Genomic DNA, 21,411 nt, shown 5'->3' on the forward strand with positions numbered 1-21,411 from the left:
TCGGTATGGATACCCGGCTCGACGAGATCGATCGTCGAATCATTCACGCGTTGATGGACGATGCGCGGACGATCTCTGCCCCGACGATCGCGGAGGAAGTGAACGTCTCTCCCGGAACGATCCGTAACCGCATCGACCAACTCGAGGACAACGGCGTGATCACCGGGTATCACGCGAGCATCGATTTCGAGCGCGCGGAGGGGCATCTAACGAACCTCTTCATGTGTAATGCCCCCGTCTCCGAGCGCGAATCGGTCGCCAAACAGGCCCAGATAATCCCCGGCGTCATCAACGTCAGAGAGCTGCTGACCGGCCGCCGGAACCTGCACGTGCTCGCGGTCGGAAACGACACTGCTGACCTCCGCCGGATCGCCCGCTCGCTCTCGGATCTCGGGATCGAGATCGAGGACGAGGTGCTCGTCCAGAACGAGACGACGCAACCCTACTCGCCGTTCGGTCCAGCCGACGAGACGAGAGACGCCATGCTCACGGACTTCATCAGTCTCTCGGGCGACGCCGAGGTTGCGGAGGTAACGGTCGACCGAGACGCTCCGATCGCTGGAATGTGCCTACAGGAAGCAGCCCGCCGCGAAACCTTCCCCGACGATACGCTCGTCATCGCGATCGAACGAGACGATACCGTCCTGACTCCCCACGGCGACACGGAAATTCGACCGGACGACATCGTCACGGTCTTTTCCCGTAATGGCGTGACCGACGAGACGATCACGAGCTTCCGCTCGAGTGCGAGCGCCAGTTCCTGAAAGCGCCACGCACTCGCCGGCTGGTTCCCGATCCGTCCCGGTTATCCGGCCGTGAGCCGTTCCGCCAGCGTCGTCGTCCGATCGGTCAGCGTCTCGGTCGTTTCGGTCGCCTCCTGGAGGCCATCGTTGATCGCCGCGAACAACCGGTCGAACGCGAGGGGACCGTCGTCGCTCCGCCAGGTCTCCGTCTCGCGGGCCGCGAGCCCGCAGGTCTCACAGGTCTCCCCCTCGAGGGGGTCGAAACAGCCGTGACAGCGCTCGAGGCCGGTCGCGACCGTTTCACACAGCGTGACGACCTCACGGAGGGTCGACTGGAGCGCGGCCGCGGTTTCGGAAAACTCCTCGAGTGCGCTCCGAACGTCGGACGCGTCCGCGCCGTCCTCGAGCGTGGCGAGTCGCTCGAGGCGGGCGTCGACGACGTCGATGGCCAGCAAGAGGTCGCGGCGGGTCCGGCGGTACTCGGCTACCGATTCCTCGACGTCGGTGTTGGAGTCCTCCTCGAGGGCCGACTCGAGCGTTTCTGGGAACGACGTCGCCAGGGACGCGAAGGCGGCCACCTCCGAGATGGTCGTCCCCTGGAGCCGGGTGGTTTCCCGGACGAGTTGAAACAGTTCGTCGCTGTCGATCGGCTCGGCCGACGGTTCGGCGTCGAGGGTCGTGAAACACTCCCCACAGACGGTGACGAGCCCACTCTCGTGGACGTCGCCCTCGAGTGGAACGTCGCCGACGGGGACGACCCGGAGCGTCGCCGGTTCGTCGTCGCCGCCGACGGTTCCGCAGTGGCGACACGTGGATGCGTCGCGGTCGAATACGGCGGCTCGGTCGGCGCGCCAGTCGCGTGCAGTCACGGCCGAGGCAAGACAGTGTGGCGACAAAAACGCTCCGACAGTCCGCCGATAGACGAGGGGCAGGTCGGGCGGCTGGCACGAAACACTAACTCACAGCCGCCCATACACTCTCGCATGGACGACACACCGGACGACGCGGAGCGGGCGGCGGAATCCGATGGGAATCGAGCGGCGGAATCGGACACGGCGGCGTTCAGCCTCGAGCGAGGGTACGATCGCGACGACCTCGCCGCCGTCTTCCGGGAGTTCGCGACCGCCTTCGAGAGCGGCCGCCCGGTCCGGGTCCGCGGCGACGAACGGACGGCCACCGTCGAGGTCCCCCAGCGGGTCGTCGCCGAGTTCGAAGCCGGGCACGATACCGCCGTCGAACCGTCGGTCAGTGAACTGGAACTGGAACTCGAGTGGGACGACCCGGAGGGCTCGAGCGTGCGGCTCACCGACCGCGACGACGAGGCGGTCCAGGGACGCGAGGGGGCCGACGCCGCGGAGGCCGATCCCGAAATGGCGGTGCTGCCACTCGAGGGACTCGCCGACCGCGGGTCCGCTGCTGCCATCGACGTGGACGGGACGGCGGACGGCCCCGCCGAGACGGAGCGCGATACGGACACCGAATCAGCTGGCGAAGAGCAACCGAGCGACGCCGGTCGAACCAGCCGCTTCGAGGTCTACGAGGACAGGGGAGGACAGTGGCGCTGGCGGCTCGTCCACTGGAACGGCAACATCGTCGCCGACAGCGGCGAGGGGTACGCGTCCCGATCGAACGCCGAACGCGCGGCTCGGAGCGTGATGCGCACCGCACCGGCGGCGTCGATTCAGCGCCTCGAGTAGCGGCCCCGGCAGCGGTCACCGAACGCGCTCTCGGTCCCCACACTCGCCGAAGAATCACGATGCGCGTCCGAGTGGAACGATCCGTTTCGTGCCGGGTGAACGACGCGGGGCTACTCGGTGACGACGATCTCGCCGACCATCTCGGCACCCTCGTGGGGAATACAGAAGTACTCGTAGGTCCCTGGCACCTCGAAGGTGTGTTCGAACGTTTGGCGCGATCCCAGTCGGCCGCCGCGGTCCTCCCAGGCGTCGTATGCGGCTTCTTGGCTCTCGTAGCCCCCCGACGCGAAGTACTCGGCCTCGTCGGGAATCAGTCCGTCGTAGGCCGTGACGGTGTGGTCTGCCTCGCTCGTGTTCTTCCAGATGACCGTGTCGCCGACGGCCACCTCGTAGGACTCGGGGAGGAACTCGGTGCGATTCATCCCGATGTGGCACTCGTCTCCGCTGCAGGGATCGTCCTCGAGAACGCTGAGCGCGGACGAACAGCCGGCCAGACCGGCCGAGGCTGCGGTTCCGACGGCGGCGAGATAGACGCGCCGGTGCATGGAAGGCTCTTGGAAGAGTGATGGTATAATCGCCCCGGTTCACTCTTCGAAACTGGGAACGCTCCGAAAACGAAAACACGTAAGGTAGCTCCCCGTCGAATCCGCGATATGCTCCCCCGGTTCGTCGGTCGGCTCGGGGTCGCCGACGCGGTGACGATCGCCAACGCCGCGCTGGGATTCGTCGCCGTCGTCATCGCGACCGTCGACATCGAACTCGCCGCCCGGCTGATCCTCCTGGCGGCGATCGCGGACGGCCTCGACGGGATCCTCGCGCGCCGCTACGGCGGTACCGACGCCGGCCCCTATCTCGATTCGCTCGCGGACGTGGCGTCGTTCGCCGTCGCCCCCGCAGCCCTCTCGTTCGTCGTCGTCACCGACGGCCTCGGGGTTCGGTTCGACACACTCACGCCCGAACTACTGCTCGCCACCGCGGTCTGTGCGCTGTTCGTCGCCATGGCCGTCACCCGTCTGGGAATGTACACCGCCTACGACATCTCGGGCAGTTACACCGAGGGCGTCCAGACGACGCTCGCTGCCACGATCCTCGGTGCGGCGATCCTCGCCGGCGAGACCCAGCCGTGGCTCGTGCTCGCGGTCACCGGCGCGTTCTGCTATCTGATGGTCTCGCGGATCCAGTATCCCGATCTGCTGGCTCGAGACGCCGGGATCATGGGCGTCATCCACGCGCTCGCGATCCTCGTGCCGAATTTCGCCGGTCGGACGTTTCCCTACGCCCTCCTGACGCTCGGACTGGCGTACATGACGCTCAGCCCCTGGCTCTACTGGGGCCACCGGGAGCGGCCGTCGGAGGTCGACGTGCATGGAAACGCTTAGGGCCGTGCTGACACGAGAGTAGCGTATGTACACTGTCACGCGTCGGCGTCGTCCCCGGGTGGTACGATGAGCGAGGACGAAACGAACGGTGACGACGTGGCCGCCGAGGAGGACACGGAGAACCAGCCCGTCGACCTCGAGGCCATCCGCGAACGCCTCGCGGCGCTTGCCGACGATCTCGAGGGGCTCGACTCGACCCTCGAGGCCGCCGAGACCGAGGACGACCTCGACGTCGTCGAGGCCGACCTCGAGTCGTTCCGCGCCGACCTCGAGCGCGTCGAGGTGCCGGAGCCGCCGGAAACCGACGAGGACGAGGAGGAAGACGAGGAACCCACACCGGAAGAAGAACTCCAGGACGAGTACGACGAGATCGAGAGCGACCTCTCGGATCTCGAATCCGACCTCGAGGACCAGCGCGGTCCCTACGGCGAGGACGTGGTGAGCGAGATAAACGGCGTCAGCGGGACGATCACGGACACCCGCTGGACCGAGGAGGGCAACGCCGAACTGATCGAGGCGGTCGAGAACTTCCTCGACGAGCTCAACGACCTGCTGGGGAGCTCCGTCGCGCTGGTCGACGAGGGCGAGACGGTGTCCGACCAGCTCGAGGCGACCCTCGACAACGCGGCCGATGCCGTCGAGGACGCCGCGCTGGACGCGGACGACGACGCCGAGACGATCGCCGGCTTGCTCGAGGCGACCGACGACCTCGAGTCCGACGTCGACGACGCGACCGAGTGGACCGACCTCGAGATCCGCGAACAGCTCCGCCGCGAGGGCTACTACGACGTGCTCGACCACGTCAAGGACTTCCCGCCGGAGTGGCACGCGCTCAAGGTCCACGAGAAGCAGGGCAACGTCGACATGATCCTCCTCGCACTGGAGACGTTCGATTCCGACTTCATGGAGGACCACTGCATGGAGGCCTTAGAGCGGATGGGGCCCGCGGAAGCCATCGACCCGATGCTCCAGAAGGCTAACCGCCGCGACCAGGCCGCGATGCGAATCCTCGGAAAGATCGGCGTCGACGACGAGGAGGTCGTCGACACGCTCGTCGACTACGTCGACTCCAACCCGAACCTCCAGCGGCCCGCGTTCCGCGCACTCGGCGAGATCGGTGCCGAAGACGCGGTCGAGCCGATCGCCCAGCAGCTCGTCGCTGACGAGGCCGATGTCCGGAGCTGGGCCGCCCGCGCGCTCGGCCTGATCGGGGACACCCGCGCCGTCGACCCCCTCGCCGACGTCCTCGCGGACGACGAGTCCGACCGCGTCCGGGCCAGCGCCGCGTGGGCGCTCAACCGCATCGGTACCCAGGACGCCCTCGAGATCGTCGCCGACTACGACGACGACCGCGCCTACCTCGTGCAGGCCGAAGCCCAGAGCGTCGACCTCGAGCCCGCGGCCTGACGGTCGGCTCGGAGCGACCCGTTCGGCTGACTAGTTTCGACTGGACGACGGTAGGGGAGCCGATACGAGCGGTATCGACGCCACCGTCGCTCCAGAATGACACCGCCATCTGCGGTGGCGCGCGCTGTGGCGCGGTTCGCCATCGGCGAACCGCGGAACGAATCTGTGCGAGGTTTTCGCGAACTCTGCGACCGGGTCCAAAGCATCCGTGAGGAGAAATCGGCTGGGGAGGGCGTGGCGATTCCGTGGTGTCAGTACGGGCGGGACGCCGTTTGCATCGTTCTCGAGCGTTCCAAGGTTTCGGGCTTTCCGTATCGATCCCGAAGGGATCGACCCACGGCTGTGCCGCCACGACGGACTGGGCCCGATATTTTAAGTACTGAAAGGCGGCCAGCGGGAGCGATGGATCACCGACGGGTCGCCCTCGTTGCCGTCCTTATCTGTCTCGTCAGCAGTACCACGATACTCGCGGGGTTTGCAGTCGCCACCGGCACCTCGGTCACGGAACAGTCCAGCGCTCGAGCCACCCCGAGTGGCGACCCGAACGCGACCGCCCTCGCCTGTCCGCCCCAAGCGAGCCACACGGACCAGACAACCACTGACACACCGCAGAACCCGCGGATCGTCGGTCTCGCCCCGAATCCGCCGACCGAGGAAAACGCCGGCGAGTTCGTCGTCCTCGAGACCCCACCCGACACCCGAATCGAGAACTGGACGCTGACGGACGGCCACACGACGGCACGGCTCCCGAACGAGACGGTCTCCGGCCGTACCGCGCTGAGTACGTCCCCGAACGCCACGGAACGGCTGACCGACACGCCGGTTCTCGGGCTCGAGGGGCACCTGCAACTCGCGAACGGCGGCGACGATCTCCGGCTCCGAAACGCGACGACCGCGATCGATTCGGTCTCCTACGACCGCGCGCCACCAGCGGAGCGATGGTATCGGACGGAGACTCCGACCGCCGGGGTGAACGGCACCACCAGCGGCCAGTGGTGGCCCGGCGACGCGACCTGTCTCCCCGTCTCGAGCGCCGCCGTCGACGAGGCGACGGCGTTCGTCCTTCCGGACACGCCGCGAGTCCCCCGAGAAACGATCCAAAACGCCGACGAGCGACTCCTGCTCGCGGGCTACACCGTCACCTCCGAGCCGATCGCCGCCGACCTCGTGGACGCGGCCGAGCGCGGCGTCGACGTCGCGGTCCTCTTCGAGGCGAGCCCGGTCGGCGGCACGCCGGCACCGACCGCGGCCGTCATCGAGACGCTCGTGGAGGGAGGTGTCGACGTTCGGGTGATCGGCGGCGAGGACGCGCGTTACCGGTACCATCATCCCAAATACGCCGTCGCCGACGACCGCGTCCTGGTCACCAGCGAGAACTGGAAGCCGGCGGGCGTCGGCGGCGAGAGTAGCCGGGGGTGGGGTGTCCGACTCGAGGACGAGGCGCTCGCGAGCGATCTCGGGAGCGTCTTCCGAGCCGACTTCGAGGGGCGGGACACGACGACAGGGACGGCCTATCGCGGGAACGCCTCGTTCGTCGACGGCGAGCCGGACTTCTTGTCGTCCGATGCCGAAACCGAGTACCCCACGACCCACGAACCGGCGACGGTCCCCGTCGACTCGGCCGAACTGCTGTTCGCACCGGACAACGCCGATCAGCGGCTCCAGCAGCTGCTGGCCGACGCCGACGACGAAATCCTCGTTATCCAGCCGAGCATCGCCGCCGACGTATCGCTGCTCGAGGCGACCGTCGAGGCGGCCCGCCGGGGCGTCGACGTTCGGATCCTGCTCGGATCGACGGAGTACAACGCCGACGAGAACGAGGCCCTGGCCGCCGACCTCGAGCGGACGGCCGAGCGAGAATCGCTCCCGCTCGAGGTCCGCCTCGTCGAGGACACCGACCGCTTCGAGAAGATCCACGCCAAAGGGATCGTGATCGATCGGGAGACGGCGATCGTCGGCAGTGCGAACTGGAACTCGAACTCGCTCGAGAACAACCGCGAGGTGCTCCTCGCGCTCCACGGCGAGGAGATCGCGACCTACTACGCCGACGTGTTCGAGGCCGACTGGTCGGGCGACTCCTGGTCGGTCCCGATCGGGTTCGGCGTCGCCGTCGTCGTCGCCCTCGCGGGGGCTGCGGTCGTCGGCCGACGGTACGTTCGATTCGGTGACGGGGACCCAGCAGACCACACCTGAACGAGCCTGCCGGTGTTCTGCACGGACGGGCAGTAATCCGATTACACGTGGCGGTACAGCGCACATAGGGTGCGTATCGGTCGTTCTTCTCGTGTTCCTCCACGAAATGGTCCCGCAGTAGCTGCTCGAGCGGGCGGTGAGTAGAACGACGGACGGGAACGCCGGGTTTCTGTTCGAAGCGTTCGTCGGCCGCCGGACAGGGAGCGACTCGCTCGAGTGTATAGGTACGGCTAAACGTCTCCCGGCCTTCGTCTCGGCCATGAAACAGGCCATCGTCGCTCGAACGGACATCGGCATGGGACAGGGAAAACTCGCCGCACAGGTCGCCCACGCGTCGCTGTCGGCCTACGAGAAGGCGGACAGGCAGCTGCAAGACCAGTGGAAAAGCGGCGGTCAGAAAAAGGTCGTTCTGAAAGGGGAGAGCGAACGTCAACTGTACGAACTCTCCGAAATCGCCGACCGGGAGGGGATCCCCAACGCCGTTATTCGGGACGCCGGCCACACGCAACTCGAGCCCGGGACCGTCACCGCGCTTGCCGTCGGGCCGGCGGCCGACGACCGGGTCGACAGCGTGACGGGCGACCTCTCGCTGTTCTAGCTGTTCGAAACCGGAGGTCGCGGGAACGTCGAGACCGACGGGATGTGAGTGGAGGCGGTGAACGTTCTAGTCCGAGCGGTAGCCGCGGGGTTCCTCTCTGACGGCCGATTCCTCCTCGGAGAGGGAGAGGTCGGTCGGAACCGCCGGGAGCCGCGAACGGATGTCGATCGATTTGCTCCCCAGTACGGCGAAGCCGGCGAAGATCGTCAGGAAGCCGACGATCGCAACGCCGCCGATCGTCTCGTCGAGCAGCGCCCAGCCGCCAAGCGTCGAGACGACGGGGACGACGTAGAAGATCAGGTTCGCGCGGATCGCGCCGGCCGTGTCGAGCAGGCTGAAGTAGGCGATGTACGCGAAGACGCCGGCGAAGATGCTGACGTAGGTCAACGCCAGGACTGCTTCGGAGGTCCACGTGATCGCGGCCATCGATTCGCCGCCCGACCAGGCCAGCAGGTGACACAGCGCCGCGCCGAATGGCAGGCCCCAGGCGACGCGAACCGTACTCGAGAGATCGCTGTCGGCCCGCCGGATCAATACTGCCCCGAGTGCGGCGGTGACTGCGCCGGTAAAGAGGATCCCCTTGCCGAGGGCACCGCCGAGTAGGTTCGCCGGATCGGGGCTGACCACGAGGCCGACACCGAGCAGGCCCAGGCCCATCCCGGCCGCGCCCCGTGGAGAGAGGCGCTCGTCGGAGAGCAAGAGCGCGGCGAACACCGGCGTCATGATCGGGTTGAGGCTGTAGACGATCGAAGCGACGGCGCTCGAGACGTACTGCTGGCCGACGAACAGCAGGGCGTTGGTGAGACCGATCGCGAGCACGCCGGTTGCGAGGATGCCCGCAACGTCGCCGCGAGTCCGCGGGAGCAGGTCCGACCGCGACGATGTCAACCCGACGTACGTCAGCATGACGACGGCGGCAACGTCGAACCGGAAGGCAACGAATAGCAAGGGTGGGAAGTAGGCCAATCCGGCCTTCGTGGCGACGAACGTGCCACCGAAGAGGAGACTCGAGAGAGCGAAGAAAACGGTACTGCGACGGGAGAGCATCTATGCCGTTACCCCCGTCAGAATCGTGTGCGCCGAGCCGAGATCGGCCGACGCGCGAATAGCGGAAAGCATCGTACTCCATCGGAGGTGCTGCAGGGTTATAGTTTCGTTCAGAAAATATTTCACAGCAAGAAAGTGAGACGAACCGGGAAACCGTCGCGAGTCGGGAAAGTCCGACGAGCCACGAGGCTGCTGCAGGCTATGAAAGAGTTTCACGCTACGAAAACGGTTTACCGCGGCGGCGACGACTGGCCGTATGGAATCGGCACTCGAGGAGATCGAGTTTCTCGCACTCTCGTCGAACCGCGTCGAGGTGCTGCGACTCCTCTCGGAGGGACGGTACACGCGCAACGAGTTGGCAGCGGCGACAGGTGCTTCGCAGGCGACCCTGGGTCGGATCCTCGGCGATTTCGAGGAGCGATCGTGGATCCGCCACGACGGCAGCGAGTACGTCGCGACCGCGACCGGCCGGTTGGTCGCAACGGGGTTTACCGACCTCCAGGAGATCCTCGAGACCGAGGCGAAACTCCGCGATATCGTCGACTACCTGCCGACCCACGCGATGGACTTCGATCTGCGGCGGCTCTCGGACGCGACGATCACGGTTCCCAGCGCGACGCGACCGAACGCACCGCTGGGACGACTGCTCGATTTCCTGCGGGATGGCGTCGATGTCCGAACGTTCTCGCATACGTTCAACGAACAGACGCTGCGCGTCGTCCGGGAGCGCGTGACTGCCGGCGACCAGCGGTTCACGGGCGTTTTCGGTCGCAGCGCCATCGACGCGCTCGCGGACGAATCGGGGCTCCGAGGCCAACTCGAGGCGTTGCTCGACGCCGCCGACGCCGAGATCAGGGTCCGCGAGGAGGGCGTCCCGATCGCGATCATGATCGTCGACGAGGTCGTCTATCTCCTCTTGCGCGACGAGAACGGCATCTTGCGGGCCTCGGTCGACACCACCGACGACGCGGTCAGATCGTGGGCCGAGGACTCGCTCGATCACTACTGGCGGACCGCGACGCCGCTCGAGGCCGAGACGCTCTCCGAGTGAGAGTCGATCGGGCAGGGGCCACTCGACGCGTCAGATCGCCACCGGATCGGACGGTACCGGTGTCGCAGTGACCGCCTCGAGTGCGGGTGTCGGGCGGACGACGGCGGGTAACTCCCGTTCGATCGTGATCGACGCTGGTTCGGGCTGGGTTTCCTCCTCCCCCGTTTGCTCGATGACGTACTTCTGGCCGATCGTCGACGCCTGCAGGTTTTCGACCGGCGCGTGGTCTTCGGTCAGTACTGGAACGTCGTCGGTGGTGGGCTCGCTCAACGTGGTGTCGATCTCGTCGCTCAGATCGATCCCCAGGTCCCGGTTCTCGTTTCGCTCGGCGAGTTCGGCTTCGGTGAAGTCGGTGTCGGCTTTCGTGGCGACGACTTCGATGTTCTGGACCGAATTCCAGTTCGACGTTCGGTAACTGTAGGTCGATGGGAACGCCTCGTCGATGGTCTTGTACTGTGCCCGATAGAAATCCGAGCCCGCACCGCTGGGTGCGGAGATCACGTTCGCGAGGAACACGCCGTCGTCGGTCAGGCGTTGTTCGGCCAGTTCCATGAACTCGAGTTGGGTCAGATGGATCGGCACCTGATCCTTCTGGTAGGCGTCGAGGACGATCACGTCGTAGGTCCGGTCGGTATCCCGGAGGAACCGCCTGCCGTCTTCCGTGTGGACGGTCAGGTTCTCGCTTTCCTCGAGCCGGAAGTGGTCCTTGGCAGCCCTGGTCACCTCGGGGTCGAGTTCGGCGACGTCGACGTTGACGTCGTACTTGCGTTCGTAATCCTTCGGCCCGGTGTAGCCGCCCCCGCCGATGAACAGGACGTTCTCTACCTCGGCGGGATCCTCGACCATCAACATGGGGATGTGGAAGTACCGCGTGTACTCGAAGACGTGCCGGTCGGGCTCCTCGAGGTCCATCGCGCTGTGGCGAGCGCCGTCGAGATACAGCGTCCGTTCGTCCCCGTCGTCGATGACCTCGAGTTCCTGATAGGCCGTCTGCGTCTGGTAGACGACGTCGCCGCGATGGTCGAACGCGACCGGGCCGATGCCGGCCGCGACGACGAGCAACAGTGCGATGGCGACGCTGGCCGCCGCCGGTTGCGGCATGAGGGTCGGAAGCGTGAGCGCGAACGCGGTCCCGACGAGGATGAACCCGAACAGGAGACCGATCATGTCGATCCCCAGCGTCGGGATGAGGAAGTACGTGGTCGCACCGGCACCGACGATACTGCCGATCGTGCCGAGCGCGTAGACGTGACCCGAGGCCTCGCCGATCCCCTCTTTCTGAGAGAGTTCGGCCGCGTACGGACTGATGAACCCCAGCAGGTAGGTCGGCGGGCCAAAGAGGACGAGAACCGCGGGTAGCGAGGCGTACCGGGCCGGTAACGGCATCGCCGACGCCGAGAGCAGCAGTTGGTCGCTCGCGTAGATCACGATCGCGACGTAGCCCGCCGTTCCCAGCATGATCCAACTCATTCGTCGATTCGATGCCGTCTCGGCCCGTTTGCCACCTTGCCAGTAGCCCAGGCTCAGCGCAGCGAGAAAGACCGTGATGATGCTGCCCCAGGTGTAGATGCTGCTGCCGAACTGAGGGGCGATGATCCGGCCCGCGAGAATCTCCAGGCCCATACTGGTGACGCCGGAGACGAACACCGCACCCTCGGGTTTGGTCGGCCGGTAGGCAGTCAACTGCCGCATGCTCATTACGTGGACAAAGCGAGCCCGCGATGAGAACTTGTCGCCTCCCGGCCCCCGTTTCCGGTTCGGGGACGCTCGTCGTCGACCGGTACTGGAAGCGGTCACATCGACAGTGAGACGTTCGATACCGAGTGACCGGCGGAGGACCGAGTTCGCCCCCTCGAGTAACCCGAGCCGAGAAGTTACCAAAATAGAATGTAATGAAAACCTACTTGTATTGTTGGGAAGAAATGCGACCTGTATGCCACAGTGTCCCCGCCGTACCCTCCTTGGGAGCATCGGCACGACGATGACGATCGCGCTGGCAGGACGTACCGTCGGCGCGACGCAGACGGACGACCAGTCAGATGGCGGCTCCGAGTCGCCGGCGCTCGATACCCTCCTCGAGTACCTGCCGGCCTCGATCGACTCGGACTCCCTCGCGGTGACGACGATGGACTTCGAGGAACGACGAGTGGCCAACGAACCCTACGAGCCCCGTCCCAACACCGGCGGGTTCGGGATCGACCGCGAATCCGTCTCGAAGCAGGCCCTCGTCTACAGTACCGGCGACGACTATTCGACATCGATCACCGTCCTCGCCGGCGATTTCGACCTCGAGAGCGAGGGAGAGACCCGCGAGACCGACGGCGGCGTCGAGTACGAACGCCACGAGAACGATCGGGAGCAGATCGCCGCCGTTACCGACGACATCGTCGTTCTCGCCGAGGACGACGAGACGCTCACCGATGCGTTCGCTGCAAGTGCGGGCGATTCCGAACGCCTGCTCGAGGCCAAACCCGTCCTCGACGAGGGCTTTTCCGTCTTCGACGACGCCGATGCCGGCTACAGCGTCAACATCGGCGACGACTTCCACCTGCCAAGTACCGACGAGGACGTCGCCGTCGAGTACGCGGTCCGGGCGATGAGCGTGCTCGGTCCGGATACGATGGAGATGAAACTCGCGATTTCGTTCGAGGACGAGTCCGTCGTCACCGACGAACTGGTCGAGTCCCTCACCGGCGAACTGTCGTACATGGCGACGGACGACCCCACGGTCGAGGTCGACGGTGAACTCGTGACGGTCGTTACCGAGCGCGACCTCGCGGCCGAGCGGGCCGTCCGCGAACACGAGAGTCCGGGTAGTCTCCGGGTCGAGCGGGACGTCGACCTCGACGACGACGTCCTCGAGATCGAGGTCGGACGCGGCGACCCGACCCCGATCGAGGATCTCACCCTCAAAGTCGACGACGAAGAGTACGACCGCGAGGTCTGGACCAACGGTCACGGAACGCTCGAGGAAGGCGATACCATCGTCATCGACATGGACGACGTCGAGCCGAACCTGTCGATTACCCTCGAGCACGATCACGAACTCGGCTCGAGTTCGAGTGGGACCCGGATCCTCCACAACTTCGAGTTCGAGTTCGACTACGACGTCGACGCCGGCACCCTCGCCGTCGAATACGCCGACGACTTCCCCCTCGATGGGGACGAGGTCTCGATCGCGGTGTACGACGAGCGACCGGCCTACCGTCACGACGAGGAGGGTCCCGAACCACGGACGACCGTACAGCCGTGGACGGGCGAGACCATGAGCACGGGCGACGAGGCGACCGTCGACGACGTCCAGCCCGGCGATATCGTCCTCGTCTGTTGGGACGGGACGACCCACCAGGACAGCATCGGATACTTCCGTGCCCGGCCACCGGGCGACGTTCGCTTCGACTACGAGTTCGAGAGCAAGACGCTCTCGGCGACCCTCGAGTTCGAGGACGACGCCGAACGCCCGGCCGACGAGTACGAACTGTTGATCGACGAGGAACCGGCGGACACGCAGTGGGCCGACGAGAGCGACACGGTCTCCTCGGGATCGACGATCGAGATCGACGACGTCCAGGTCGGGACAGACGTAACCGTCGTCTGGGGCGACGACGACGTTCGCGTGGGCTGGACGAGCCCCCGACCACAGATCGAACTCGAACTCGTCGAGGACGGCACCGCGGTCGAACACGTCGGCGGTGATTCGTTGCCCGCCTCGGAACTCACGCTCCACGTCCGTGCGGAAGACGATTTCGACGAGATCGACGTCGACGAGAAGATCGACGGCGAGTTCGAAGACGGCGATACCATCTCCGTCGACGTGGACGACATCCAGAATGCCACGCTCCAGTACGGCGACACCCGATCGATCGGCTACGTTCATTCACGGAACTAACGAGCGCTCGACTCGATCGCCCTCGTGACGCGATCGTGACGGTCTCCGGCGGGCGGCGACGCCACGCCGGCCCCGAATCACCCTCCGCGTCGGTTGCCGCCGGTACTCCCGGTTTCGGTTTCGTCAGTTCGTCGTGATGACTTCGATCACGTCTCGAGACTCGACTTCGTAGTCCTTGCCCAGTTGGCGGTTCGTCCGACAGTCGATCGCGTGGAGGAAACCGTCGCCGATATCGGAGTGGAGGCTATAGGCGAACTCCTCCGCGGTCGAGTTCGGCGGGATCAGGTAGCAATCGGGCAAGACCTCGCCGCGTTCGTTCCCCAGTCCGTTCGCGCCGCCGGGGAACACGGGCGTGACGCCGAGGACGTCGAAGAGGGCGGTCTCGAGGGCCGCCTGTACGCCCGTCGCGCCGAACTCCTCGAGGAAGTCCCGGATCTGCTCTAAGCCCTGTTCTTGCTCGCCGGAGACGTCTCCCGTGATCTCGAACTCCCCGTCGCCCGGCCGGTAGTCGACGACGCCGGCCTTGTCGGCCGACTTCAGGGCCTTCTCGGCGTGGGCGCTGCAGGGAACGATCGTCAGGTGGTCGTAGTCGGGATCGTCGGTGATCTCCTCGTAGTTCGCTTGCGCCTCGGGGGTGTCCATCTTGTTCGCCGCGATGACCATCGGCTTGGTCTCCTTGCGAATCTCGCGGGCGAGCTCGAGTTGGTCGGCCTCGTCCCACGCCGCGGGGTCGAAGCCGACGTCGACGCGTCGAATGAGACGCTTGATCTCGTCTTCGCTGGTCTTGAACGCGCTCATCTGTTCGGCGAGTTCTTCCTCGATGGCGTCGTCTTCGGTCGTGTAGCCCGTCTCGTAGCGTTCGATCCCCTTCTCGAGAACGCCCAGATACCACTGGTCGAGTTCCTCCTCCAGGAACGCGATATCGTCCCGCGGGTCGTGGCCCTCGGTGGGTTCGCCCTCGGCGTCCGTTTTCCCCGAGAAGTCGACGACGTGGACGAGCACGTCGGTCTCGTTGAGGTCGGAGAGAAACTGGTTGCCCAGCCCGTTGCCCTCGTGTGCGCCGGGGATCAGCCCGGCCACGTCGACGAGTTTCGTCGGGACGAAGCGGGTCCCGTGGTCGCAGTAGCCAACCGACGGTGTGCACTCCTCGTCGAATTCGGGTGCCGCACAGTCGACGCGAGCGTAGGCCTCGCCCACGCTCGGGTCGATCGTCGTGAACGGGTAGGCCCCCTCGGGTACGTCGTTCATCGTCGCTGCGTTGAAAAAGGAGGACTTGCCGACGGAGGGTTTGCCGACGAGTCCGATCCGGTAACTCGTACTCATTATCGAGTCCTCGTGTGGCCCGCCTAAACGGGTTTCTGTCCGCTGCTGTAGTGGTATGCGTGGGCGTAGCAAGTCCGTGTGGCCGACTCGAGCGCGTCGACGCGGACCGTCGAATCGCACTCGAGTCCCACAGCCGCTGTCCCAGTTAGACGTGCGTCGGCGGCTCGGCCGCCGTTTCGATGTCGAGTTCGTCTGCGACGTCGGCCAGGAGGTCGCCCTTGACCTCCGCACTCCGCCAGCCGATTTCGGCGACCAGCGGTGGGTCGAACTCGGAGCGAATCGTCTCGAGACGTTCCGCTTCCGTCTCGACGCGCTCGCGGAGGTAGCGTGCGCCGCGGCCGTCCTCGTCGGGGTCGGGCGACGGCGTGAGTTTGTTGGCGACGAGACCCCGCACCGTGAGATCTTTCTCTCGGAGGGTGGCAATCGCGCGTTCGGTCTCGTTCAGCGAGAGTTCGTCCGGGTTCAAGACGAGGAAGAAGGCGGCGTCGTCGTGCAGCGCCGAGTCGGCGAACTCGAAGAACGCCTTGCGCTGCTGGAGTCGGGCGAGGACGGGATCGCCCTCCATCACGCGGCGCGGTTCGTTGTTTCCGACGGCGGCCTTCTCGAAGAGGTCGATGCTCGTCCGTCGCTTGTGCATCAGCCGGTCGATCCAGCTCTCCAGCAGATCGGGGAGGCCGAGGAGCCGGAGCGTGCTCCCCGTCGGCGAGGTATCGAAGACGACGCGGTCGTAGGGGTCCGCGTTCCGCATCACGTCGACGAAGCGGTCGAACAGCGCCGATTCGTACGCACCGGGGGTTCCGTGTGCCATCTCGAGTTGGCGGTTGATCTCGTTGACCATCGACGCCGACACCTGCTCGGAGAGATCCTGTCGGATCTCGTCTAAGTGACGGGTCACCTCCTCGTCGGGATCGATCTGCATGGCGTCGAGGCCGTCGATCCCCTCGACCGATTGCGGAGCGTCGTCGAACGGCTGGTCGAACACGTCGGTGACCGAGTGGGCCGGGTCGGTCGAGACGACGAGCGTCCGCTGGCCGTCCCGCGCACACCGGAGCGCGTACGCACACGAGACGGTCGTTTTCCCGACGCCGCCCTTGCCGCCGAAGAAGACGAACGGCTCCATCAGAAGTGGTACTGCTGTCCCTTGCGCTCGAGGTACGTGCCGCGGTCCCACAGCCGCCGCTCCCACGATTCGAACTCGTCTTCGAGGTAGGGCAGCAGTTCGGCGGTGTAGTAGGAAACCGGCGACGGGATGCCGAAGGCGTCCGGGAAACACGCCAGGATGAACGCGTCTTCGGTGTCCTCGGCTTCCTTCTCGATCTTCTCGTAGGCCGGATGCGAGATCATGCCGTGGTAGAGGCCCCGCAGCCACTCCTCGAGTATCTGGCGGAACGCGTCGATCCGATCGGCCAGGTCCATGCCAGTATCTGTGTATCGAACGCTAAAAACCCTCGTGGCTCGCTTTCAAGGCGCTCCGATCCCAGTGTTGGGGTATGATGACGGACACGGACGGGGAGATTCCGGTGACGATCATCTCGGGGAGCCTGGGTGCCGGCAAGACGACGCTGCTCAATCACCTACTCTCGAGTGCCGACCGGACGCTGGCGGTGCTGGTCAACGACATGGGCGAGGTCAACGTCGACGCCGAACTCGTCGCCGAGGGGTCGGAGCTCGACGTCGACGATGGCGTCGCGGAGCTCTCGAACGGCTGTATCTGCTGTGAACTCCAGGACGACCTCGAGACCGCCGTGGTCAGGCTGGCCCGCGATCGGTCGTTCGATCACCTCGTCGTCGAGTCCTCGGGAATCTCCGAACCCGCCCCCGTCGCGCGGCTGTTCACCACGGAATCCCGCGTCGCGGCGCTCTACGACGTCGACACGCTCGTGACCGTCCTCGACACGCCCGCGTTCCTCGAGGCCTTCAGCGGCGAGGGCACACCGGAACGGCGGGGAGACGAAGACGAGCGGCCGCTTTCGGACCTGCTCGTCGAACAGGTCGAAGTCTCGAACCTCGTCTTACTCAACAAGGCCGATCTGTGTTCGGACGCGGCGCTCACGGAGGCCGAGGAGCTCGTCCGTGCGCTCCAGCCGGAGGCCGAGACGATTCCGACGGAGTTCTCGGCGGTCGATCCCGATCGGCTACTCGCCGCTGGCCTGTTCGATCCCGGCCGTGTGAACGACCTACCGGGCTGGAAACGGGCGCTCGAGTCGGCCGACGACGATCACGGCCACGACGCCGAGGAGGGCCACGGCGAGCACGGACACGACGAGGACGGCGACCGTCACGGCCACCACCATCCCGACGAGGTGTACGGCGTCACCTCGTTCGTCTACCGGTCTCGCCGGCCGTTCCACCCCGAGCGGTTCGCGACGTTCCTCCGAAACCTCCCGCGGGCGATCGTCCGCGCGAAGGGGACCGCTTGGATCGCGGACACCGAGATGCGAGTCTCGATCGCGCAGGCCGGGCCGTCGGTCAGGGCCACCGCACAGGGGCCCTGGATCGCGAGCCTCCCCGAGGTCGAGCGCGACATGTATCGGTCGAACCGACCGGACCTCGAGTGGGACGAGGACCACGGCGATCGCCGGACCGAACTCGTCTTTATCGGGACTGACTACGACGAGGCGGCGCTCCGGGCGACGCTCGAGGACGCGCTCGTCACCGACGAGGAGCGGGAAACGGCGTTCGACGGCCCCTTCCCTACCGAACAGGGCGAGGAGGTCGTCATCCGGGAGCCCTGATCAACACGCGCAGTCGCGGCCCGTCGAGCGCTCGAAGCGCATCTCGGTGCCACAGTCCGGACAGACCGGTTCGCCCTCGAGTTCGACGTCCCTGATCCGGACGGCGCAGTCGTCACACCAGTAGGCGCCCTCGGAGCCGTCGTCGGGCCGGCTCTTCGGCGCGGGTGCGGAGAGGGCTGCCTTCATCGAATCGACGAGTCCCATGATCGATCGTTCGTCGGTGACAGTATTAATAGTGTGTGACCGTGTCGCACAACCACGAACCGATCGGCCAGTACCGCACGGAGGGTCCTATCCCAGAACTAACGGCACGGCGAGTCCGAGGATGAGCGCCGTGAGTATCGGGATGAGATAAAACAGCCGTTCCGCACGGGCGGTCGACGGGACGGCTCCGGTCGTCTCCGGACGGAACGTCCACACCTGTCGATAGAACGCGAGGACGGCTGCGACCGCGAACAACCCGGCGGACGCACCGATCGCCGTCTCGAGTGGCAGGCCGAGGGCCCGTCCGTACAGGGGGCCAAACGACAACAGGAGCATGAAGCTGAGACCGACGACCACGAGAAACGGGACGGGATCGACGTGGGTGCCGTGGCGGTTTCGAAGTCCCATAGTCGGCAGTCGCTCTCGAGCGGTAAAGAGCTAAGTGGCGGTGCCGTCGTTCCCCCTGTATGAGCGATGGCGATTCGGAACGCGACGGGTTCGAGGCGGGTGTCTCGTCGTCGCAGGGCGATCCCCGCGTCCTGCTCGCGATGAACGCCGTGCTGTCGACGCTGTTCGCCTGGACGATCGTCTGGGGATTGTCGTATCTGGGGGCTATCGAGTTCGGACTCGTCAACGTCGCGACGGCTGCGATCGTTCTCTTCGCGATGACGTATCTCGTGACGATGTCGTGATGGCGGCACCACGAACGGTCGACTGCAGGCGTGGACCGCCACTAGCGGCGATAGATGAGCCGCTGGCCGACGTCGTCGAGATACTCGGTAACGCGTCCGGCCCACGCGCCCGGCGAGACCCGCCGGAGCGTCTCGTCGTCGACCTCGATGGCGGCCTCGCCGAACGGATCCCGGCTCTCGTCGCCATCGCCCGCCTCGTCCGACGACGAGGCGACGTCGACGACCGTCGACATGGAACACCGACCGCAGGTTTCGGTTTCTCTTCCTCCCATGTGTGTGATCTACACGCTAGTTCGTCTCCGACGGCTAAAACCTACCGACCGACTCGACGAGTTACGACGCGCTCGGCCCGCCCCGGTCCACCGACGATTATTTGACACCCCGACGGTAATCGATGGTATGAGAGAACGGGTCACGGGGCCGGCCCGACCGGAACCCAGACGGAACTGCGAACGACGAGTACGGGTCGACAACACAGGATGAGCGACAAAGTGACGCCGGCGGAGCTTCCGGCAGAAATCCGCGAGGCGGTCCCCGATTGGGACGACGAGTACCTCGACCGGGTCTCCGATCGACTGATGTACAACTACGACCTCGAGAAGGACCGCCGCGTCGACGGCGAGCGGTGGGACCTCTACGGGGAGATGCGCGTGCGCAGCCAGAAGCAGTTCTTCCATCCCGCGTTGAGTTACGCCGATCACGAGGCCGAAGAGTACCTCTTCGCCCGGCGCGAGTCGCGTCCGACGGTCGCGCAACTCGAGGAATTCGTCGAGTACGGTCACGAACTCGCCGACGAGCGCGTCGTCCCCGACGAGGAACACTTCGGGACGGATTTCACGTTCGTGCTCGTCACAGAGGAGCTACCGGCTGCGGTCCGGGAGTTCGTGTCCGGCTTCCGCGATCGAACGTTGCTGAAGTTCGGCTATCACGGTCACTACGAGGTGAATCTGGTCGTCGTCGTTCCAGAGCGCCAGGAGCGAGTCGCGAGCGAGGCCGCCACCGTCGCCGAGGCGTTTACCCTCTGGGACGACGTGACGACCCCCGAGGAGGGTCTCATCTCGCGGTTCGCAAAGCGGTTTTGGCGATAACCGACAGCCCGGTGATCGTCGACGGTACTGCCGATGTCGGTTCGAGCCTGCAGACAGTTGCAGGGAGGGGGAGGACGCGCGTGCGTCACCGTGCAGAGGGGGAAGGGGTGTGTGCGTCACCGCGAATGGCCGACTCCACACGACACTGTCCAACAGCCGAGAGGACGATGTGACCCTTTGGAGAGAGTACCTGCTCCGATGGGGCAATCCCGGTGTTGATCGTTCGTTACGATTCGAGATTGAATCCTGTCGATCCGTCGCATAGCTCCCGACTTTTCGGACGAACAGTCGCCGAGTACGACGGCTGTCGGAGAAATGGCTTTCGGGCGTGCGGGTCAGAGTTTCCGGTACAAAAAATTATTTTTGCTATAGGAGACCGTATCCAATTGGATACGAAACCGTTATCAGTCATACGACCCACTGTCCAGACGACAGAACACTATGGCACGCCTCGAACTCAACAATCTGCATGCGGAAGTGGCGGAGGGCGACGAGACAATTCTCGAGGGCGTCGATCTCGAGGTCCAGTCGGGCGAGATCCACGCGCTGATGGGACCGAACGGCTCCGGGAAGTCGACGACTGCGAAAGTCATCGCCGGCCACCCGGCCTACGAGGTAACCGAGGGCGAGGTCCTGCTCCACCTCGAGGACGAGGAGTTCGGCGCGGACATCGAGATCGACGAGGACCAGCGCACCTGGAACCTGCTCGACCTCGAGCCCAACGAGCGCGCCGCACTCGGCATCTTCCTTGGCTTCCAGTACCCGGCCGAGATCGAAGGCGTCACGATGACGAACTTCCTCCGAACGGCGCTGAACGCCAAAATCGAGGAGCGCGAGGAGCTCTTCGAGGACGAGGACGTCGAGGAAGACGACGACGACGAGGGCTTCGAGTCCTCGCCGATGGAAGGCCCCGCGGACGAGGGCGAAATCGGCGTCGCCGAATTCCAGGGGATCCTTCAGGAGAAGATGGAGCAACTGGAGATGGACGAGAAGTTCGCCCAGCGCTACCTCAACGCCGGCTTCTCCGGCGGGGAGAAGAAACAGAACGAAGTGCTGCAGGCCGCCATCCTCGAGCCCTCGATCGCCGTCCTCGACGAGATCGACTCCGGGCTCGACATCGACCGACTGCAGGACGTGTCCAACGGGATCAACGCCCTTCGCGACGAGCAAGGCACCGGGATCCTCCAGATCACCCACTACCAGCGCATCCTCGACTACGTCGAGCCCGATCACGTCCACGTGATGCTCGACGGCCAGATCGCGAAAAGCGGCGGTCCCGAACTCGCCGAGAAGCTCGAGGACAAGGGGTACGACTGGGTCCGCGAAGAGGTCTACGGCACCGCGTAACCGGATTCGACTAGAACA

At 65.5% G+C, this 21,411-nt stretch carries 22 protein-coding genes; 12 read left to right on the forward strand and 10 right to left on the reverse strand.

Translation table 11 applies throughout. From position 1 onward, the window contains the following. Positions 1-5 precede the first annotated feature (5 nt). Complete coding sequence (locus J0X27_RS12295) at positions 6-764, forward strand: Lrp/AsnC family transcriptional regulator (RefSeq protein WP_207269472.1); 759 nt, start codon at positions 6-8, stop codon at positions 762-764. Between the two features lie 41 nt (positions 765-805). Here J0X27_RS12295 and J0X27_RS12300 read toward each other — a convergent pair whose 3' ends face one another. Continuing rightward, positions 806-1,612 (reverse strand): HNH endonuclease, encoded by an 807-nt coding sequence (locus J0X27_RS12300; protein WP_207269473.1) that lies wholly within the window; start codon positions 1,610-1,612, stop codon positions 806-808. A gap of 114 nt (positions 1,613-1,726) precedes the next feature. On the opposite strand from J0X27_RS12300, the gene J0X27_RS12305 reads away from it, so the two are divergent. Then, on the forward strand, positions 1,727-2,440 hold the full coding sequence (locus tag J0X27_RS12305) for an amphi-Trp domain-containing protein (RefSeq protein ID WP_207269474.1): 714 nt from the start codon (positions 1,727-1,729) through the stop codon (positions 2,438-2,440). A 110-nt stretch (positions 2,441-2,550) separates the two neighbouring features. Here the strand turns inward: J0X27_RS12305 and J0X27_RS12310 are convergent, their stop codons facing one another. Beyond that, a complete protein-coding gene (locus tag J0X27_RS12310; RefSeq protein WP_207269475.1) occupies positions 2,551-2,985 on the reverse strand; it encodes a cupredoxin domain-containing protein in 435 nt (144 codons plus the stop codon). 108 nt (positions 2,986-3,093) lie between these two features. On the opposite strand from J0X27_RS12310, the gene J0X27_RS12315 reads away from it, so the two are divergent. From J0X27_RS12315 to pth2, 4 genes are all read left to right on the forward strand, one after another. Continuing rightward, complete coding sequence (locus J0X27_RS12315) at positions 3,094-3,819, forward strand: protein sorting system archaetidylserine synthase (RefSeq protein WP_207269476.1); 726 nt, start codon at positions 3,094-3,096, stop codon at positions 3,817-3,819. A 66-nt stretch (positions 3,820-3,885) separates the two neighbouring features. Then, positions 3,886-5,226, forward strand: a complete 1,341-nt coding sequence (locus J0X27_RS12320; RefSeq protein WP_207269477.1) for a HEAT repeat domain-containing protein — start codon at positions 3,886-3,888, stop codon at positions 5,224-5,226. Between the two features lie 402 nt (positions 5,227-5,628). Further along, a complete protein-coding gene (locus J0X27_RS12325; protein ID WP_207269478.1) occupies positions 5,629-7,419 on the forward strand; it encodes a phospholipase D-like domain-containing protein in 1,791 nt (596 codons plus the stop codon). Between the two features lie 259 nt (positions 7,420-7,678). Beyond that, a complete protein-coding gene (pth2, locus tag J0X27_RS12330) occupies positions 7,679-8,017 on the forward strand; it encodes a peptidyl-tRNA hydrolase Pth2 (protein WP_207269479.1) in 339 nt (112 codons plus the stop codon). A gap of 66 nt (positions 8,018-8,083) precedes the next feature. On the opposite strand, the gene J0X27_RS12335 is transcribed toward pth2, so the two are convergent. Next, complete coding sequence (locus J0X27_RS12335; RefSeq protein ID WP_207269480.1) at positions 8,084-9,064, reverse strand: DMT family transporter; 981 nt, start codon at positions 9,062-9,064, stop codon at positions 8,084-8,086. Positions 9,065-9,320: 256 nt separating this feature from the next. On the opposite strand from J0X27_RS12335, the gene J0X27_RS12340 reads away from it, so the two are divergent. Continuing rightward, positions 9,321-10,115, forward strand: a complete 795-nt coding sequence (locus J0X27_RS12340; protein ID WP_207269481.1) for a helix-turn-helix transcriptional regulator — start codon at positions 9,321-9,323, stop codon at positions 10,113-10,115. A gap of 30 nt (positions 10,116-10,145) precedes the next feature. Here J0X27_RS12340 and J0X27_RS12345 read toward each other — a convergent pair whose 3' ends face one another. Then, positions 10,146-11,813, reverse strand: a complete 1,668-nt coding sequence (locus J0X27_RS12345) for a spermidine synthase (RefSeq protein WP_207269482.1) — start codon at positions 11,811-11,813, stop codon at positions 10,146-10,148. A gap of 235 nt (positions 11,814-12,048) precedes the next feature. Here J0X27_RS12345 and J0X27_RS12350 point away from each other — a divergent pair, with 235 nt between their 5' ends. Further along, a complete protein-coding gene (locus J0X27_RS12350) occupies positions 12,049-14,004 on the forward strand; it encodes a hypothetical protein (RefSeq protein WP_207269483.1) in 1,956 nt (651 codons plus the stop codon). Positions 14,005-14,127: 123 nt separating this feature from the next. On the opposite strand, the gene J0X27_RS12355 is transcribed toward J0X27_RS12350, so the two are convergent. The 3 genes from J0X27_RS12355 to J0X27_RS12365 all read right to left on the reverse strand — a co-directional run bounded on the left by J0X27_RS12355 (position 14,128) and on the right by J0X27_RS12365 (position 16,743). Next, positions 14,128-15,327, reverse strand: a complete 1,200-nt coding sequence (locus tag J0X27_RS12355; RefSeq protein ID WP_207269484.1) for a redox-regulated ATPase YchF — start codon at positions 15,325-15,327, stop codon at positions 14,128-14,130. A 145-nt stretch (positions 15,328-15,472) separates the two neighbouring features. Further along, positions 15,473-16,447 (reverse strand): ArsA family ATPase, encoded by a 975-nt coding sequence (locus J0X27_RS12360; RefSeq protein WP_207269485.1) that lies wholly within the window; start codon positions 16,445-16,447, stop codon positions 15,473-15,475. Then, positions 16,447-16,743, reverse strand: coding sequence for a DUF7990 family protein (locus J0X27_RS12365; RefSeq protein ID WP_207269486.1), 297 nt, complete (start codon positions 16,741-16,743; stop codon positions 16,447-16,449). The genes J0X27_RS12360 and J0X27_RS12365 overlap by 1 nt, the downstream gene beginning before the upstream one ends. Positions 16,744-16,820: 77 nt before the next feature. Here J0X27_RS12365 and J0X27_RS12370 point away from each other — a divergent pair, with 77 nt between their 5' ends. Next, a complete protein-coding gene (locus J0X27_RS12370; protein WP_345778253.1) occupies positions 16,821-18,062 on the forward strand; it encodes a CobW family GTP-binding protein in 1,242 nt (413 codons plus the stop codon). Here J0X27_RS12370 and J0X27_RS12375 read toward each other — a convergent pair whose 3' ends face one another. Together J0X27_RS12375 and J0X27_RS12380 are read right to left on the reverse strand one after the other, a co-directional pair. After that, positions 18,063-18,266: a hypothetical protein gene (locus J0X27_RS12375; RefSeq protein WP_207269488.1), complete on the reverse strand. Its 204-nt coding sequence runs from the start codon at positions 18,264-18,266 to the stop codon at positions 18,063-18,065. It lies immediately after the preceding gene. 87 nt (positions 18,267-18,353) lie between these two features. After that, positions 18,354-18,674: a hypothetical protein gene (locus tag J0X27_RS12380; protein WP_207269489.1), complete on the reverse strand. Its 321-nt coding sequence runs from the start codon at positions 18,672-18,674 to the stop codon at positions 18,354-18,356. A gap of 59 nt (positions 18,675-18,733) precedes the next feature. Here J0X27_RS12380 and J0X27_RS12385 point away from each other — a divergent pair, with 59 nt between their 5' ends. Continuing rightward, entirely contained in the window at positions 18,734-18,958 is a 225-nt protein-coding gene (locus tag J0X27_RS12385) for a DUF8107 family protein (RefSeq protein WP_207269490.1), read from the forward strand. Between the two features lie 41 nt (positions 18,959-18,999). Here J0X27_RS12385 and J0X27_RS12390 read toward each other — a convergent pair whose 3' ends face one another. Then, the gene (locus J0X27_RS12390; RefSeq protein ID WP_484549477.1) at positions 19,000-19,230 is read right to left on the reverse strand and encodes a DUF8007 family protein; all 231 of its coding nucleotides are present in this window, start codon (positions 19,228-19,230) and stop codon (positions 19,000-19,002) included. A gap of 207 nt (positions 19,231-19,437) precedes the next feature. Here J0X27_RS12390 and J0X27_RS12395 point away from each other — a divergent pair, with 207 nt between their 5' ends. After that, positions 19,438-20,046: a DUF8052 family protein gene (locus tag J0X27_RS12395; RefSeq protein ID WP_207269492.1), complete on the forward strand. Its 609-nt coding sequence runs from the start codon at positions 19,438-19,440 to the stop codon at positions 20,044-20,046. 441 nt (positions 20,047-20,487) lie between these two features. Then, positions 20,488-21,393: an ABC transporter ATP-binding protein gene (locus J0X27_RS12400; RefSeq protein ID WP_207269493.1), complete on the forward strand. Its 906-nt coding sequence runs from the start codon at positions 20,488-20,490 to the stop codon at positions 21,391-21,393. Positions 21,394-21,411: the final 18 nt, after the last annotated feature.

The sequence above is a fragment of the Natrinema longum genome (assembly GCF_017352095.1).
GTDB lineage: Archaea > Halobacteriota > Halobacteria > Halobacteriales > Natrialbaceae > Natrinema > Natrinema longum.

What these genes read in the sequence shown, in the direction of transcription:
- J0X27_RS12295 (WP_207269472.1), top strand. Translation starts at nt 6, where the DNA reads ATGGATACCCGGCTCGACGAGATCGATCGTCGAATCATTCACGCGTTG.
- J0X27_RS12305 (WP_207269474.1), top strand. Translation starts at nt 1,727, where the DNA reads ATGGACGACACACCGGACGACGCGGAGCGGGCGGCGGAATCCGATGGG.
- J0X27_RS12310 (WP_207269475.1), bottom strand. Translation starts at nt 2,985, where the DNA reads ATGCACCGGCGCGTCTATCTCGCCGCCGTCGGAACCGCAGCCTCGGCC.
- J0X27_RS12315 (WP_207269476.1), top strand. Translation starts at nt 3,094, where the DNA reads ATGCTCCCCCGGTTCGTCGGTCGGCTCGGGGTCGCCGACGCGGTGACG.
- J0X27_RS12320 (WP_207269477.1), top strand. Translation starts at nt 3,886, where the DNA reads ATGAGCGAGGACGAAACGAACGGTGACGACGTGGCCGCCGAGGAGGAC.
- J0X27_RS12325 (WP_207269478.1), top strand. Translation starts at nt 5,629, where the DNA reads ATGGATCACCGACGGGTCGCCCTCGTTGCCGTCCTTATCTGTCTCGTC.
- pth2 (WP_207269479.1), top strand. Translation starts at nt 7,679, where the DNA reads ATGAAACAGGCCATCGTCGCTCGAACGGACATCGGCATGGGACAGGGA.
- J0X27_RS12335 (WP_207269480.1), bottom strand. Translation starts at nt 9,064, where the DNA reads ATGCTCTCCCGTCGCAGTACCGTTTTCTTCGCTCTCTCGAGTCTCCTC.
- J0X27_RS12340 (WP_207269481.1), top strand. Translation starts at nt 9,321, where the DNA reads ATGGAATCGGCACTCGAGGAGATCGAGTTTCTCGCACTCTCGTCGAAC.
- J0X27_RS12345 (WP_207269482.1), bottom strand. Translation starts at nt 11,813, where the DNA reads ATGAGCATGCGGCAGTTGACTGCCTACCGGCCGACCAAACCCGAGGGT.
- J0X27_RS12350 (WP_207269483.1), top strand. Translation starts at nt 12,049, where the DNA reads ATGCCACAGTGTCCCCGCCGTACCCTCCTTGGGAGCATCGGCACGACG.
- J0X27_RS12355 (WP_207269484.1), bottom strand. Translation starts at nt 15,327, where the DNA reads ATGAGTACGAGTTACCGGATCGGACTCGTCGGCAAACCCTCCGTCGGC.
- J0X27_RS12360 (WP_207269485.1), bottom strand. Translation starts at nt 16,447, where the DNA reads ATGGAGCCGTTCGTCTTCTTCGGCGGCAAGGGCGGCGTCGGGAAAACG.
- J0X27_RS12365 (WP_207269486.1), bottom strand. Translation starts at nt 16,743, where the DNA reads ATGGACCTGGCCGATCGGATCGACGCGTTCCGCCAGATACTCGAGGAG.
- J0X27_RS12370 (WP_345778253.1), top strand. Translation starts at nt 16,821, where the DNA reads ATGACGGACACGGACGGGGAGATTCCGGTGACGATCATCTCGGGGAGC.
- J0X27_RS12375 (WP_207269488.1), bottom strand. Translation starts at nt 18,266, where the DNA reads ATGGGACTCGTCGATTCGATGAAGGCAGCCCTCTCCGCACCCGCGCCG.
- J0X27_RS12380 (WP_207269489.1), bottom strand. Translation starts at nt 18,674, where the DNA reads ATGGGACTTCGAAACCGCCACGGCACCCACGTCGATCCCGTCCCGTTT.
- J0X27_RS12385 (WP_207269490.1), top strand. Translation starts at nt 18,734, where the DNA reads ATGAGCGATGGCGATTCGGAACGCGACGGGTTCGAGGCGGGTGTCTCG.
- J0X27_RS12390 (WP_484549477.1), bottom strand. Translation starts at nt 19,230, where the DNA reads ATGGGAGGAAGAGAAACCGAAACCTGCGGTCGGTGTTCCATGTCGACG.
- J0X27_RS12395 (WP_207269492.1), top strand. Translation starts at nt 19,438, where the DNA reads ATGAGCGACAAAGTGACGCCGGCGGAGCTTCCGGCAGAAATCCGCGAG.
- J0X27_RS12400 (WP_207269493.1), top strand. Translation starts at nt 20,488, where the DNA reads ATGGCACGCCTCGAACTCAACAATCTGCATGCGGAAGTGGCGGAGGGC.